The following is a 14,388-nucleotide window of genomic DNA, read 5'->3' as shown; positions in this document are numbered from 1 at the left end:
CGCTGTCCGCGTCGCGTGAAGACGCCACGACAGCTCTACTGACAATGGAACGCGCACTGGAGCCATGGTGGACCTCCTGGATTTACGCTCTCCTGCGACATTACGACAGGACCGCGCGCGCCGGCCACCCACCGGAAAAGACACTTGGGATCACCGACTGCCGGATCCGTCGCGAACACCCCGACACCGGAACCGTGGGTGCGGGTTCCGGATCGGGGTGCTCGGGTGGATTCTCGCTAGTCGGTGACGCCTTCTGCACGAGCAGCGGCGGCGACTGCCTCCGCGACAGCGGGGGCGACGCGAGGATCGAGCGGGCTGGGAACGATCTTGTCTACAGCCAGCTCGTCACCGACGACCGAGAGGATTGCCTCGGCGGCGGCGAGCTTCATACCTTCGGTGATCCGGCGGGCACCGGCATCGAGCGCACCCCGGAACACCCCGGGGAAGGCCAGTACATTGTTGATCTGGTTCGGGAAATCCGAGCGTCCGGTGGCCACGATCGCCGCATGCTTGCGGGCGATGTCCGGGTGGATCTCCGGGTCCGGGTTCGACAACGCGAACACGATCGAATCCTGCGCCATCGTCGCGATCAGCTCCTCCGGCACGGTGCCCGCGGACACCCCGAGGAACACATCCGCCCCGTCGAGGGCTTCGACGATGCCGCCGCGGCGGCCGGCCGGGTTGGTGCGCGCGGCCAGATCGACCTTGACCGCGTTCAGGTCCTGGCGGTCGGCGGAGACGATGCCCTTCGAATCGAGGACCGTCACGTCGGCGATCCCCGCGGCGAGCAGGATGTTCGCGCAGGCGACACCGGCGGCGCCGGCACCGGAGATGACGACCCGCAGCTGGTGGAGGTCGCGGTCCTGGACCTTGACCGCACCCTCGAGGGCGGCCAGGACGACGATGGCGGTGCCGTGCTGGTCGTCGTGCATGACCGGGCAGTCCAGGGCCTCGATGACGCGCTTTTCGATCTCGAAGCAGCGCGGCGCGGAGATGTCCTCCAAATTGACCGCCCCGAAGCTCGGGCGCAGCCGGATCAGGGTCTCGACGATCTCGTCGGGGTCCTTGGTGTCGAGGACCAGCGGGATCGAGTTCAGGCCCGCGAAGTTCTTGAACAGGGCGGACTTGCCCTCCATCACGGGCAGGGAGGCCCGGGGGCCGATGTCCCCGAGACCGAGCACCGCGGAGCCGTCGGAGACGACGACCACCAGGCGGCTGGTCCAGGTGTACCGGTCGGCGAGGGTTTCGTCGGCGGCGATGGCGCGGGACACCTGCGCGACGCCGGGCGTGTAGGCGATGGACAGGGCGCGCTGCGTATCGAGGGCGGTCGTGGTCTCAACCGAGAGCTTCCCCCCGATGTGGCCGGCGAAGATCTCCTCGTCGGTCAGCTCGACCTTCTGCGGTGTGGTGGGTTCGGACACGATGGTCATTGTCTACTCATTTCTTGGCTATCGACGATCAGCGTGAGCGTGTCGTCGGAATTGATCATTGATTCGGCGCTCATTGCGCGTGGGTCATCTCTCGATCAGGGCGTCGCCGGGGTCGGCGGCGTGTCGGGGGGTGAGTGGTTCGAGGGGGTGGCCGACGGCGACCGCTCCGAGGGGTTGCCAGTCGGCGGGGAGGTCGAGGGTGCTGCGGACGATGTCGGCGGCGAAGATCGTCGACCCGATCCAGCAGCTGCCGATTCCCTTGGCGGCCAACGACACCAGCAGCCCCTGCACCGCGGCGCCGACCGCGACGGTGAACATCGTCGTCTCCGCCGCCTGCCGGCGCTTGTCGGGGTAGGTGTGGGCGCCGTCGGGGACGCAGAACGGGATGATCACCTCCGGTGCGTCGAACAAAATGTTGCCGCGGGCCACCCGCGCCGCCACCGCGTCCGCGCTCATCCCGTCGGATGTCAGGTCGGTGCGCCATTGCTCCCGCATCCGGGTCAGCAGGGCGTCTCGGACGGTGCGGGTGCGGACCCACACGAACCGGACCGGGCGGGTGTGGTGCGGTGCGGGCGCGGTCAGGGCGTCCGCGATCGACGCCCGCACCGCATCCGGGTCGACCGGGTCGGTCGAGAACTGGCGGACCGAGCGGCGCAGCAGCAACGCCTCCGCCCGCCCCAGCTCGACCGATTCGGCGGTGCCGAGCCAGAACAGGTCCTCCGCCCCGGGCCGGATGACGTCCTGCGCTCTCGATCCGTCGTCCTTCGGCCGGAGTCCTCGGATCACGGCGACGGGGACGCTGCCCAGCTTGCCCTTCACGAGATCGCCCGCTGCGGCGATCTCGTCCGCCATCGCCACCTCGGTGACGAACAGTCCATTGCCCCGACGTCCACGCCGTTGGTGCGGATGCGCTCGAATGGCTGGCGGGCGCGCTGAACACGAGTGGGCACGCCGCCGCCGACTTCTACGAGGCGGTCCGGTGACTACTTCGCGACGTGAGCACCTGGTCGTACACGCACTGCTCGGGAGTCATGGCACGACTGTCACCGCGCGCAGGCACGAGTTGACGATCGACGAAGCGCCGCGATACGGCGGGCACGATTCCGGCGCAAATCCGGTCGAGCACATGCTCGCCGGTCTTGCCGCTGCCTCGCTGGTAGTGCTTCGGCTGCTCGGCGAGGTCGCGTTGGCCGAGTCTGCCACGCTCACAGTGTCAGCGAGCGTGAACGTCGGCCGCGTCATGGGAACCGATGACGGCGCCGCCATCGAAATGATTCGTCTGGACTGGCACGTGGCGAACGCCGAACACGCCGAGCGCTTGCGTGCGGCACTTCCCCACCTTGCGAGGCGTCGACCGGGGCAAGCTCTGATTGATGCTGCGTCCATATCCACGGAAGGGGTGTCCATCCGCGAGTTGACGACTGCGGGCGAGTAGCCAGGTGGGCCCCCGTGGCTCTTCAGAGATCGAGAACGAGGTCGGTTTCGGGTTGCGAGCAGCACAGGAGAGCCGTGCCCGGCGTCGGTGGCTCCAGGGGGTCCGGTCGGTATCGAACGGTCCCGGAGTGGATCGGGGTCTGGCAGGTGTGGCACACGCCGGTGCGACACGACCAGCGGGTCGGAACGTCGCAGGCTTCGGCGAAATCGAGGACGGTGCTGTACCCGTCGCTCCATGGCGCGGTGAGTCCGCTGCGGGTGAAGGTGATCCGCGGCCCCATGCCGGCGGGGCCAGGGGGCTGGTGCGGCGGAGCGTGGGCGGCGTCGGTCAGTCCTGGGTTGATGGCCGGGAGTGCTCCGAACAACTCGGTGTGGATACGGTCGGAGCCCACCCCAACACGCGTGAGTGCTTCGCGGACGGCGGCCATGAACGGGATGGGACCGCACAGGTAGGCGGTCGCGTTGGTAGGCAGGGCCAGGACGCCGAGGGCTTCGCGGCCGAGGCGGCCGGAGACGGCCGGCGGATCCACGACCGCTGCCGGGCCAGGGGCTGTGTAGTAAACGTGTTCATGCCCCCGGTCGAGGCCGGCCAACAGCTTGTGCGCTTCGGCCGCGAAAGCGTGTTCGACGGCCGAATGAGCGGTGTGCAGCCACCAGATGTCGCGCTTGCTGTGGGCTGCGGCGAGTGCATGCAGCATCGCCAGAACGGGGGTCACCCCGACGCCGGCCGAGAGCAGAAGCACGGGCGTGGTGTCGTCGCGGTCTTCGGGAAGGACGAAATCGCCACGCGGAGAGGCGACGTCGACGGTGTCGCCGACACGCAACCGCGTGTGGAGATAGGTGCTGACGAGGCCATGGGTCTCGCGTTTGACGCTGATGCGGTACTCGTTGTCCGACGGGGTGGCGGACAGTGAATAGTTGCGCACCGGTGGAGGGTCGGCGGCGCCTGCGACGCGGAGGGTGAGGTACTGGCCGGGTTTCGGCCGGGTCAACGGGGCATCGTCGTGTGGTGCCAGGTAGATCGACGCAACGGTTGTGCTTTCGGCGACGATCCGTGAGACGCGCAGCGGCCGGAAGCCGGCCCAGGCGTTCGATTCGGCGCCGGCGGGCGGCTCGCCGGCGCGCGCCGGGTGCTCTGCGGCGTCGAGCAGATCACGAAACGATCGCTGCCAGCCGGGGCTGAGCGCGGGGATGTCCACTGCTTTGAGGAGTTGGCCGATGTCCCGGTCGGGTAGGTACAGCAGCGCGTCGACGGCGGCGACGCTCATGCGGTGCCGGCCGATCCGGGTGCGGACGATCTCGTCGCCGGCCTGCACCTGCCCTTCGGTGATGACCCGGAAGTAGAACCCGGGCCGATGGTGGGCGACGAGCAGCGCCGGCATCTCGGGTTCACCCAGGCGCATTCCGACCCGATAACAGGTGACGCGGGGCTGAGTGACCTCGAACTCGGCGTCGCCGATGCGATAACGGTCACCGATGTGCACCTCGTCGTCGGGTAGGCCGTCAACGGTGAAGTTCTCACCGAATTGGCCATATTCGAGATCGTCGCGATCGAGATGCCGCCGCCAGAAGTCGTAGGACTGACACTGGTAGACGAGCACGGCACGAATTTCGCCGCCGTGGCCCTCGAGGTCGCCTTGACCGTCGCCGTCGATGTCGAGCGTGCGGGCCATGCGTGGACCGTCGACGGGGTACTTGAAGATGCCCGTGTGGACGGTCCGGCCTTGCCAGGGCACGTCTTTCGGCATACCGACGTTGAGCGACTGCAGGCGTGCCATTGTGCGACCCCTTACTGTTTCGCGCGGAACAGGTTGCCGGAGGTGCCCATCGTTCGCGCCCCGGTCATCGCGATGAGCAGCTTCGTCATGTCGCAGAACATCCTATATCCAACTGTGATCTGCGCCACTCCTGACCGGTCCGATAGTCATGAACCAGCTTTCCGATCGACATCCGCGGCCGCGGAAGGACGCCGGGTCTGAGCGGATCGGTGGATCGGTGTGCGTTGCGGAACGAGCACGGTCAGGATGGCACCGACGGCGGCCGGCGCCGCGAAAGCCGCCAGTTCCCAGTTGGTTCCGGTCCCGATCGCGACGGGAACGCCACCGTAGGTGGGGCCGACGATCGCCCCGATCCGGCCCACACCTAGTCCTGTGGCACGGCTCCACGCAGGGTAGTGACCGCCGATGAACGTACTGAGAAGGATCTGGGTGCCGGTCGTGCCGACTCCGGCGAGCAACACCAACAAGTAGACGACTGCCAGTTTGATCCCGTATCGGTCAGCGAGTACGGCACCGCCGAGGGCACCGACGGCGCCTCCGAGGTTCCGGGTCAGGAGGAAGGACAGGGACGCGCCCAGAGGGTACCCGGCCGATCTCATCAGAGGCGTTTATCTGAACGACGAACGCACTCCTGGAGTGCGTGAACGCCGCGAAACCGGACCCGTTCGCCTCGTCGCGTACGTGGGTTGCCGGCGGGCCGAGGACCTCCTCTTGTGGGCGCTCACCTGACGACGGTGACGCGATGTGCACAGCCCCGTGACCTTCGCGACCAGCTCCGGATCGGTAGAGAACTTGAACGTCTCACTGCGCCAGGGCTTGACACCGCACTGCGGCTGGTACCCAGCGGATCATGTCGGGCGCGACGCGGTACACGGAGCGATGGCCAGGACCCGCAAAGGGCAAATCGCCAACTGCTGAGCCACCTGGTAATACCGTGCCCGTATCGTCTCGGGTGGCTCTGCGGCGGCGACAAGGCAAACGCCGGCTCGGCGGCCCTGCCAGCAGGCAGCAGGCAGCAGGCAGCAGGCAGCAGGCAGCAGGCAAGAGTCCCCTTGGAGTGATGTTAATGGTTGTGCATAGCGCTGTGATTGCGGTGACCTTATCTTCTAAGGGATTTCGGCGTGCCCGGCCGAGGAGGTCTACCCGTTTGCGCGCAGCCCCGCCATCGATTCCGCGGATAGTTTGCAGCGGTTGCCGACAGGCCAAGAGGCCTGTGAAGCTGGCGCATCCGGCCTTCCTGTTGGCGATAGCCACGGCACTCGGCCTCGGGCGCGAATCGCTACGCCATACACACAGCGACCTCGAAGAGCCCGGTTGCGCCCATCCCTCCGCCGACGCACATCGAGAGACGGCGCACCGGACTCTCCGTATCGGCGCGAGTATCCGGCGAGCTTTTCGACTACGACCGTCCTCATTTATCCACGGCGGCGAGCGTATGGTGTCTCACTCCCCCGTCGCGCGTGCGCGCTGCCGGTGATAGAACGCGAGGAGCGAACGCGAGTGGGGAAGTTCGAGAAGCCCTCTCCCGCAGAGAGAGTTTACCTACCATAGCAATGAGCGGCGCCCACTCGTGCACACCGATTCGTAGTCGATCAGACCGCCGGCTGGCCGATCTTCGAGGACCTATCCGAGTCTCGCGGGACGCGGGAGAGTTTGTCTCCGCGCCGCCAAATACCCGCGATCGAGAGAGTAGCTGTGATCTCCTCCGTGGGATCACCCTCGACCAGAAGTAGGTCAGCCTGAAGACCCGGTGCGATTCGGCCTCGGTCACTGAGACCGAACCGTCGGGCGGGCAATGACGTCGCCGCGCGCAGCGCCTGCACTGGCGACAGACCTGCTCGGACGAGAAGCTCGAGCTCGCCGTGCATGCTCACTCCGTGCGCCGTGCCGACCACACCAATGCCTGCCGCATCAGTGCCTGCCAAGATGTCCACTCCGGCTTCGTGCATCCGTCGTGTTGCTTCAATCGCATGGCCTATGGATCCCGGGGAGCCCAGCTGCCAGCATTGGCACAGATTCTCCCGCCACGAAGCCGGGATGAGTGGACGGGCTCTGTCGTCGTTGGCGAGGTGAGTCCCATCGATGTCACTCGCGAGGGAACCAACCGTGCTGAGTGTCGGCGTGATGAAGACTCCAGCATCGAGCGCCTTCGCAATGATCTCGTCTGTGGGCGGGCGATCGAAGAACATGTGCACAAGTCCATCGACACCGGCGCGAAGAGCCTGCTCCGCACCGGCCAGTGAAGTGACGTGCCCAACCGCCATCTTCCCGTGGTCATGTGCCGCGTTTGCGATGGCCCGCGCCACGTCCTCACCGAGGGTGGGGACATCGTGCCCGAGCGCAGTACCGTCATCGATGAGAAGTTTGATGTAGTCCGCGCCCTCCGCCACACGTGCGGCGACAAACGCGGAGGCATCATCGAGGGATTTCACCACCGGATACTGCTCAGCGAAGTAAGTTCCGATCATCATTGACGGATGCCCACCCAACACGGTGGCGCCGATGGATGCGGACCGCACATCGGCGAGGTCGTTGCGTTCCGCGGCGTCACGCCGCTGCCCGTCCATCCATTCCGGGCAGGAGAACATGTCGAGTTCCGTTGTCACGCCGAATAATAGGGCGTCTTTCAATGATGGCGGCTGCGCATGAGTGTGACTGTCGATCAGTCCGGGAAGCAGAGTCTTGCCCCGCCCGTCGACGACCTCGATCTCGTCAGTCGAGTCGAACTCTGCAGTGACCGCCTCGATCAACCCGCTCCTGACGTGGACCGTCGAGCGCTCGACAACCTTCTCTCCGTCAAAGACCCTTACATCCCTGATTACGAATTCTGTGCGAGTCATCGCCCCTGCCATCCTTGGTCGGTACATCTACATTGATGTAAGATATTGAACAAGGACGTAAACGATTGTGTCAAGGGCCACACCCGGGAATCGCGTCCTTTCGGATCCATCGCCCGGACGCGCGGTGCCCACACAGCCAGTGCAATCTCGCCGGCGGAGCCGCACCGGCCGCGCACAACTATCGCGAGGTCGCATTTCGGCATCTGGGCGATACCAGAACGCCACCCGAACAACCACATGCCACAACGAACACGAGCAGAAAGCAGGATGCGATGAACGGGAATCAACGAGCCGCAATCGTCACTGGCGGATCCGCAGGAATCGGGCTGGCGATCGCCGAAGCGCTCGCAGACGAGGGCTACAACCTGACAATCGTCGCGCGAGACCAGAGCAAGCTCACCGAGGCTGCGACCCACCTGCGCGGGCGTGGCGTCGAGGTCCTGCCGGTGTCCGGAAATCTGGCCCATAGCGCCGACTGTGAGGCCGCCGTGGCCTCGCACGTCCAGCAGTACGGCCGCACCGATGTCCTGATCAACAATGCCGGCCTGGGCCTGAGCGGAAATATTGCCGACTTGGCGACGCCGAAGCTTGACCTCCATTTGAATCTGAACCTTCGGTCCGCTTACCTGCTGATGCAGAGCTGCATTCCGACACTGCAAGTGGCGGGAGCCGAACACGGTAAGGCGTTGATCGTCAACGTGAGCTCGATCTTCGGCAAGCTGCCGCGGGCAGGAGTGGCCGCCTATTCGATGACCAAAGCGGCGATGATCGCCCTGAGCCAGTCGGCGCACGGCGAACTCAGCCGTCTCGGCATCCAGGTCACCGCCATCTGCCCGGGACTGGTCGAGACACCCGGATCCTCGTGGATGGAAAAGGACCCCAGTGCCATGCTGCCGCCCTCGGACGTGGCCGAAGCGGTGCGATTTCTTCTGCGCACCTCGCCGCGGTGCGCAGTTCCCGAAATCACGCTGACCACCCCCGGGCCCGACGTCCACTATGTCGACCTCCCGTGGACCTGACAGGCCCTAGCTGCCAGAAGGCTCCTGCACCGTCACCCCGGCTTCGGGGTGACGGTGCAGGAGCAAGATCCGCCGGGCGTGACATTCGAACTCGGCGTCGGCCTCATTTCCCGCACGTAGGGCAAAAGCCCTGCCGGATGGCGGGTTTCAGTTGAATTCGAAGAGTCCGGCTGCGCCCATCCCGCCCCCGACGCACATCGAGATCAGGACATACCGAGCGCCTCGGCGTTTACCTTCGATGAGGGCGTGGCCGACCAGGCGGGCGCCGGTCATCCCGTACGGATGACCGATCGAGATTGCGCCGCCGTTGACATTGAATCGGTCGGGGTCGATGCCGAGATGATCGCGGCAGTAGACGGCTTGGGAGGCGAATGCTTCGTTGAGTTCCCACAGACCGATGTCGTCGACAGCGAGGTTGTGCTGCTCGAGTAGTTTCGGGATCGCGAAGATCGGTCCGATTCCCATCTCGTCCGGTCCGCAGCCGGCCACGGTCATGCCGCGGTACACGCCGAGCGGTTCGAGACCGCGGCGTTCGGCCTCCTTCGCCTCCATCAGAACCGATGCCGAGGCACCATCCGAGAGCTGGGAGGCGTTGCCGGCCGTCACGCTCGACCTGTTCGTCACCTCGCCGTCGAGAAGGACCGGGCGCAGTGCGGCGAGCCCGGCCGCAGTGGTGGAGGGACGGTTCCCTTCGTCCCTGCCCAGCTGGACGGGTACGTTCCCATCCTCGGTGGTCTCGAGGCTGTCGAGGGGAACGATTTCGGCGTCGAAGCGGCCCGCGGCCTGCGCTGCGGCGGTTCGCTGCTGGGACAGCAGCGCGAACTCGTCCTGACGGTCTCTGCTGACCTTGTACCGTTCGGCCACGATTTCGGCCGTGTGCAGCATCGGCAGATAGGTGCTCGGGAGGTTCTCGACCAGCCAGGGGTCGGTGGCGCGGTATCGGTTCTGGTGTTCGTTCTGGACCAGGGAGATCGACTCGACGCCGCCGCCGATCGCGATCTGCATGCCGTCGCCGACGATCTGCTTGGCGGCAGTGGCGATGGCCATCAGCCCGGAGGAGCATTGCCGATCGATGGTCATGCCCGGCACAGAAGTGGGGAGCCCGGCGCGCAACGCGGCCTGGCGGGCGATGTTGGTTCCGGACGAGCCCTCCTGCATGGCGCAACCGAGGACGACGTCCTCGATCTCCTCGCCGTTGATTCCGGCTCTTTGCGCGGCGTGGGCGATCGCGTGTGCGGCGAGCTGCTGGGGCTGGGTGTTGTTGTAGGAGCCTCGATACGCCTTGCCGATCGGCGTGCGTGCGGTCGAGACGAGGACGGCTTCCCTCATGTGGTGCTCATTTCTGGACGAAGTCACACGGTGATGGTTGGTGTGACAGTTGGTGACGCCGGGCTCGCAGGGTCAACGGGCAACTGTGCCGGCTCGGGTGGCGGAGTCGACGAAGTGCTGAATCTGGGCGGTGGTGCTGTCGGTGCCCGACTGCACGCTCGAGTCGCTGATCTGCGGCCAGTGGCGGGCAACATCGTCGGGGGTTCTGGCATCGGCGGGGAGGAAGACGCCTTGGGATTCGAGCATGCGGCTGACCGCGAATGTTCCACCGCCTGCGCCGAGGATCGTCTTGGTCGGCGCGTCCGTGGACACCAGGAACAGTGCGCCGGGTGTGATCGACTCCGGGGTCAAGATTTCGGCGGCCGTGGCGTCGAAGATCGATTCGGTCATGTGGGTCGTCGCGAGCGGTGCCAGAGCATTGACGTGGATGCCCTTGGATCGGCCCTCGATGCCGAGCACGTTCATCAGCCCGACGAGCGCGGATTTTGCTGCAGCGTAGTTGGCCTGCCCGAAATTGCCGTAGATTCCGGAGGCGGAGGTAGTCATCAGGATTCGGCCGTAGTTCTGAGTGATCATGTGTTGCCACACGGCCTTGCTGCAGTTCACGGCGCCCATCACATGGACGTCCAGGACCGTGCGGAAGTCGTCGAGACCAGCGTTGCGGAAACTGGCATCGCGCAGGATCCCGGCATTGTTGATCAGGATGTCGATTCGTCCCCAGGCGGAGAGAGCGCGGTCGATCATCGCAGTGACCTGCGTGTAGTCGGTGACGTCGGCGTGGTCGGCGATCGCCGAGCCGCCGCGGGCGGTGATCTCGGCGACGACACGGCCCGCGGGGGTGTCCGGAGTGTCATCGGCGGAGCTGACCTCGGGGGATCCGCCGATGTCGTTGACGACGACATGGGCGCCGTGGGCCGCGAGGGCGAGGGCGTGAGCGCGGCCGAGTCCACCGCCGGCCCCGGTGACGATGGCGACCTGTCCGGCGAAATCGATGGTCATGACACAGCCTTCCGGTCGGCGGGCTCGGCCGCAGGGGTGAGGGTGGTGGTCGTATCGCCCGTGGCGCGGCGCGGTACCAGGAGGGTCACGACGGCTCCGACGACGGCTGGCAGCGCGAAGGCGAACAGCTGCCAGGTGGTATCGGCGCCGAGTGCAACGAAGAGTCCGCCGTACGTGGGGCCGATAATGGCACCGATCCGCCCGACTCCCAGTGCCATTCCGAGTCCGGTGGCCCGGCAGGATGCGGGGTAATAGGTACCGATGTAGGTGTTGAGCAGGATTTGGGTGCCCGTGGTGCCGAGCCCGGCCAGCATCACCAGCAGGTAGATCACCGCAAGTGGTGGGGCGGTCGCTATGGCCAGCAGCGACAGTGCGGCGCTGAGGAAGAAGGCGACTGTGACGGGTTTGATGCCGTACCGGTCGGCGAGCGTGGCACCGATGAGTGCTCCTGCCGCACCGCCGACGTTCAAGGCGAGCAGGAAGGACAGGGCCGCTCCCAGCGGGTAGCCGGCAGATTTCATGAGCGCGGGAAGCCAGGTCGCGACGCCGAACAACACGAGAAGGCAGACCAGGGTCATCGCCCAGAACAGCAATGTCGCGAGGGTGCGCTCGGTGCCGAGGAGTGCGCGCAGCCCACGTTCGGGTGTGGCAGTGGGGTCCGGCCCGGAGATGGAGTTGAGGTCGGCGGAGAGGCCGAGGTGATATCGGTGAGCGATCGCTGTGGCAGCGTCGTGCCGGCCCCGGGAGGCGAGATAGGCCGGTGATTCCGGGAGGTACCGGAGCATCACGGGCAGGAACATGACTGCAGGCACCATACCGGCCAGGAACATAGCCCGGAACCCGTACTCGGGCACGAGCCACAGCGAGAGCACCCCGGCAAGTATCCCGCCGATGCTGGTGCCGACGAACCCGAGCGCCACCGACCTGGCCCGGGCGCCCGGGGCGGCGAACTCGATCAACGTCGCTGCCGCGGTGGGCATGAGGACGCCGGCACCGAGACCCACGACAACCCGCCCGATTCCGAAGACCGCGGGGGTGGGCGCGATCGCACACACGCCCATCGCGGCGGAGAACACAACGACGGCGGCGAGAAGTGTGCGGCGGCGGCCCCATCGGTCGGCGACGGCTGCGGCGAGCAGAGCGCCGACCAGCATGCCGACGCCGACGAGTGAGCCGAGCATTCCCACGTCGGTTGCGTCCAGATTCCAGGGGGCGTAACTCAGCAGTGACGGAACCACAGTTCCGAACATCAGAAGGTCATAGCCCTCGAGGACCAGTGCCATGAGGCAGAGCCCGACGACGGGCGCTGAGGGAGGGATACGAACAGACATTGTTGTCTCCGCTCGGAGAGGGAGTGGCCCCGCCTGCGCCGCTGAATGTGGGCCAGGCGGGGCCACCGGGGGGGCTGGGGAATGTCTAGGCGAACCGGGTCGCCAACCAGGTACCGATGTCGGCGGCGGCCAGGCTGGCGCCGGTGGGGGCGCCGTCGTGGATCGGGCCGCCGAAGTGGGTGCCGGCGACGCGGACGTGGGTCTTGTCCGCCGATCCGAGGGCATCGACCATGGATGTGGCGTCCTCAGGGAAACAGGCCTGGTCGCCAGTGAGTTCGACGAACAGGGACGGCGCGGTGAGAGCAGGGGCGCAGCGGAGGAAGTCGGCGTTGCTGCTCAGTCCCGACCAGGTGGACAGCCAGGCGTCCGGGGTGACGAAGCGTCCGAAGCCGACGAGTCCGTAGTTGGTCAGGTCCGGCCTTCGGCCGAACAGTGACCCGTAGGGCCGCTCGTTCGGGCTCAGGGACAGGTCGGTGAACCGCAAATCCGCGTCGGTGCGGTACACGGTGAGGACGCGGGGTGCGAGCGCGGCGCGGTGATCCGCCGGGTCGGAAGTGCTCTTGTAGCGGCGACGCGCGTCGGCGGCTTCGTCGACGCGTCGCCGGGCGAGTGCGTCGATGCGGGCAATGCGCTCACGCTGCGCCGCCCGGTAGCGGGTGATGAACTCGGGCGAGTACGAGGAGCTGTGCGGCGGTTCGGCGAATCCGTTGGCGGGATCGAACGGGTTCAACCGCGGATCAACGGACAGGGGGTCGGCCTCGTCGACGACCGAGGGGTCGATCAACCGCTGCAACAGCGCACCCTGCCCTGGGTGCGGCGCCATGAATACTGCTGCATCGGGCAGCGGCATCTGCGCGCCCGCCAGGTCGATGGGCCGGCCGGCGGGGGTGCGGGTCAGCCGCTCCCCCGCCGGTAGTCCGGCCTGCTGGTGGTAGAACGCGAACAGCGTGCCGCCTCCGGAATGCCCCAGGGTGACGACGTGGTCGAAACCCCTCTCCCGCAGGAACACTTGCCCGGCCGCAGCATCGAGCAGGGCCTGCTCGTGCACCAGGGAGATGTCGTTGTTGACCGATCGGGTGCCCTGCGTCCACACCCCGAACCCGCGGGCGAGTAGTTCGGGCACCAGCACGTGGTGGGCCAGGTCCTGGCGCGGGTGCATCAGTGCGACGACGGTGCGGGCTCCGGGGACCACGCGCAGGACCCCGGAGATCTTCGCTCCGTCCGCGGTGGTGAGTTCGTGCACCGAAGTGACGGTTGTGTCGGGGGCTCGGGCGGCGTCGATGTACCGTCCCGCGCCGAGCCGCTGAGTTTGTTCGGTCATCGCGGCTCGATTCGCATGGCGTCCTTGTCCCACTGGGTTATTCGGGACCGGTGCAGTCCGGCGACGCTGCTGTACCACACCGCGTGGCGGGCTTTGGTCGCCCGTCGGTCGATCACGATGGGGGCGTCGGAGACGATTCGGTAGTACGGTCCGACGCGATCGATCATCACGGCCGGGTCTTGTCCCGCGACTGCGGCGATCGGAGTGTTCTCGGGGACATCGAGGACGAACAGCGTGGTCATCGGTTGCTCACCATTTCTTTCTCGTCCTGCTTCTGCTGCCAGGCCTCGGCGCGCTCGACGATCAGCTCTGCCTTGCGGGTGAGTAGTGCGGCCATGCTCGGTTCGGGGCCGGACACGACGTCGACGAGGGCGTCGATGGTGATGTTGGCGTCGAGGTCCTCCTGTGGGGTGACCGGGCGCAGCGCCCGGGTGATTTCGATCATGTAGCCGTTGGGGTCGTGGGTGTAGATCGACTCGATCGTCTCGTGCTGGATCTGCATCTCGACGGGCCATTCGCTGCCATCGAGGCGCCGCCGGTATTCCATCAGGTCGTCTTCACTGTCGACGTGGATGGCCAGGTGGCGGGAGCGGATGAAGAAGATGGGTACGTCCTCGGTGAAGCGAGAGTACGAGTCGCCCTGCGGGCCTCCGTCGAACGGTTCGAGGCCGAAGTAGTAGAAGAAGGCGAGCCGGTCGTCGTTGCCGATGTCGAAGAAGAAGTGGATGAAGTCGGGGTGCTTTTCCGGGCCCCAGCCGGCCGCGCAGATCGAGTGCACGACGGGGAACCCGAGAACGTCGCGGTAGAACTTGACGGTCGCGGCGGGGTCGAATGTGGGGTAGGCGACGTGGTCGACGCCTTTGACCGTGTGTTTCTGTTCGGACATGTTGAACTCCAATGGATTCAG

Annotated in this window: 12 protein-coding genes and 1 pseudogene; 2 read left to right on the top strand and 11 right to left on the bottom strand. The window is 66.4% G+C overall.

Annotated features, from left to right (window positions below):
- Positions 1–236: 236 nt before the first annotated feature.
- The gene (locus tag QM806_RS25430) at positions 237–1,430 is read right to left on the bottom strand and encodes an NAD(P)-dependent malic enzyme (protein WP_283293192.1); all 1,194 of its coding nucleotides are present in this window, start codon (positions 1,428–1,430) and stop codon (positions 237–239) included.
- A gap of 84 nt (positions 1,431–1,514) precedes the next feature.
- Positions 1,515–2,315, bottom strand: a pseudogene (locus tag QM806_RS25425) (coenzyme F420-0:L-glutamate ligase); the annotation flags it as partial.
- Between the two features lie 178 nt (positions 2,316–2,493).
- Between QM806_RS25425 and QM806_RS25420 the strand changes: the two are divergent.
- Positions 2,494–2,865, top strand: a complete 372-nt coding sequence (locus QM806_RS25420) for an OsmC family protein (RefSeq protein ID WP_240482879.1) — start codon at positions 2,494–2,496, stop codon at positions 2,863–2,865.
- 22 nt (positions 2,866–2,887) lie between these two features.
- Here the strand turns inward: QM806_RS25420 and QM806_RS25415 are convergent, their stop codons facing one another.
- The 3 genes from QM806_RS25415 to QM806_RS25405 all read right to left on the bottom strand — a co-directional run bounded on the left by QM806_RS25415 (position 2,888) and on the right by QM806_RS25405 (position 7,482).
- Entirely contained in the window at positions 2,888–4,642 is a 1,755-nt protein-coding gene (locus QM806_RS25415) for an MOSC and FAD-binding oxidoreductase domain-containing protein (protein ID WP_283293191.1), read from the bottom strand.
- A gap of 146 nt (positions 4,643–4,788) precedes the next feature.
- Positions 4,789–5,241 (bottom strand): MFS transporter, encoded by a 453-nt coding sequence (locus QM806_RS25410; protein WP_283293190.1) that lies wholly within the window; start codon positions 5,239–5,241, stop codon positions 4,789–4,791.
- A gap of 993 nt (positions 5,242–6,234) precedes the next feature.
- Positions 6,235–7,482 carry an amidohydrolase family protein gene (locus tag QM806_RS25405; RefSeq protein WP_283293189.1) on the bottom strand — a complete coding sequence of 416 codons (1,248 nt, stop codon included), beginning with the start codon at positions 7,480–7,482 and terminating at the stop codon, positions 6,235–6,237.
- 272 nt (positions 7,483–7,754) lie between these two features.
- Between QM806_RS25405 and QM806_RS25400 the strand changes: the two genes are divergently transcribed.
- A complete protein-coding gene (locus tag QM806_RS25400; protein ID WP_005563307.1) occupies positions 7,755–8,501 on the top strand; it encodes an SDR family oxidoreductase in 747 nt (248 codons plus the stop codon).
- Between the two features lie 147 nt (positions 8,502–8,648).
- Here the strand turns inward: QM806_RS25400 and QM806_RS25395 are convergent, their stop codons facing one another.
- From QM806_RS25395 to QM806_RS25370, 6 genes are all read right to left on the bottom strand, one after another.
- Complete coding sequence (locus QM806_RS25395; RefSeq protein ID WP_283293188.1) at positions 8,649–9,830, bottom strand: acetyl-CoA C-acyltransferase; 1,182 nt, start codon at positions 9,828–9,830, stop codon at positions 8,649–8,651.
- 72 nt (positions 9,831–9,902) lie between these two features.
- Positions 9,903–10,829, bottom strand: a complete 927-nt coding sequence (locus tag QM806_RS25390) for an SDR family NAD(P)-dependent oxidoreductase (protein WP_167119571.1) — start codon at positions 10,827–10,829, stop codon at positions 9,903–9,905.
- Positions 10,826–12,160, bottom strand: a complete 1,335-nt coding sequence (locus QM806_RS25385; RefSeq protein WP_283293187.1) for an MFS transporter — start codon at positions 12,158–12,160, stop codon at positions 10,826–10,828. The genes QM806_RS25390 and QM806_RS25385 overlap by 4 nt, the downstream gene beginning before the upstream one ends.
- 85 nt (positions 12,161–12,245) lie before the next feature.
- Positions 12,246–13,481: an alpha/beta hydrolase gene (locus QM806_RS25380; RefSeq protein WP_283293186.1), complete on the bottom strand. Its 1,236-nt coding sequence runs from the start codon at positions 13,479–13,481 to the stop codon at positions 12,246–12,248.
- Positions 13,478–13,723 carry a hypothetical protein gene (locus QM806_RS25375; RefSeq protein ID WP_005261901.1) on the bottom strand — a complete coding sequence of 82 codons (246 nt, stop codon included), beginning with the start codon at positions 13,721–13,723 and terminating at the stop codon, positions 13,478–13,480. Before QM806_RS25375 ends, QM806_RS25380 begins: the two co-directional genes overlap by 4 nt.
- Positions 13,720–14,367 carry a VOC family protein gene (locus QM806_RS25370; protein ID WP_005261903.1) on the bottom strand — a complete coding sequence of 216 codons (648 nt, stop codon included), beginning with the start codon at positions 14,365–14,367 and terminating at the stop codon, positions 13,720–13,722. The genes QM806_RS25375 and QM806_RS25370 overlap by 4 nt, the downstream gene beginning before the upstream one ends.
- Between the last annotated feature and the right edge of the window lie 21 nt (positions 14,368–14,388).

This window comes from Rhodococcus sp. IEGM 1351 (genome assembly GCF_030056875.1).
GTDB classification, from domain to species: Bacteria; Actinomycetota; Actinomycetes; order Mycobacteriales; family Mycobacteriaceae; genus Rhodococcus_F; species Rhodococcus_F opacus.
Note: the sequence above shows the minus strand (reverse complement) of the source record. Positions and strands in the feature narration are given on the sequence as shown.

Bases quoted from the DNA above. Each gene is read 5' to 3' on its own strand.
- QM806_RS25405 (WP_283293189.1), bottom strand. From the start codon at position 7,482: ATGACTCGCACAGAATTCGTAATCAGGGATGTAAGGGTCTTTGACGGA.
- QM806_RS25410 (WP_283293190.1), bottom strand. From the start codon at position 5,241: ATGAGATCGGCCGGGTACCCTCTGGGCGCGTCCCTGTCCTTCCTCCTG.
- QM806_RS25430 (WP_283293192.1), bottom strand. From the start codon at position 1,430: ATGACCATCGTGTCCGAACCCACCACACCGCAGAAGGTCGAGCTGACC.
- QM806_RS25390 (WP_167119571.1), bottom strand. From the start codon at position 10,829: ATGACCATCGATTTCGCCGGACAGGTCGCCATCGTCACCGGGGCCGGC.
- QM806_RS25375 (WP_005261901.1), bottom strand. From the start codon at position 13,723: ATGACCACGCTGTTCGTCCTCGATGTCCCCGAGAACACTCCGATCGCC.
- QM806_RS25380 (WP_283293186.1), bottom strand. From the start codon at position 13,481: ATGACCGAACAAACTCAGCGGCTCGGCGCGGGACGGTACATCGACGCC.
- QM806_RS25385 (WP_283293187.1), bottom strand. From the start codon at position 12,160: ATGTCTGTTCGTATCCCTCCCTCAGCGCCCGTCGTCGGGCTCTGCCTC.
- QM806_RS25400 (WP_005563307.1), top strand. From the start codon at position 7,755: ATGAACGGGAATCAACGAGCCGCAATCGTCACTGGCGGATCCGCAGGA.
- QM806_RS25370 (WP_005261903.1), bottom strand. From the start codon at position 14,367: ATGTCCGAACAGAAACACACGGTCAAAGGCGTCGACCACGTCGCCTAC.
- QM806_RS25415 (WP_283293191.1), bottom strand. From the start codon at position 4,642: ATGGCACGCCTGCAGTCGCTCAACGTCGGTATGCCGAAAGACGTGCCC.
- QM806_RS25395 (WP_283293188.1), bottom strand. From the start codon at position 9,830: ATGAGGGAAGCCGTCCTCGTCTCGACCGCACGCACGCCGATCGGCAAG.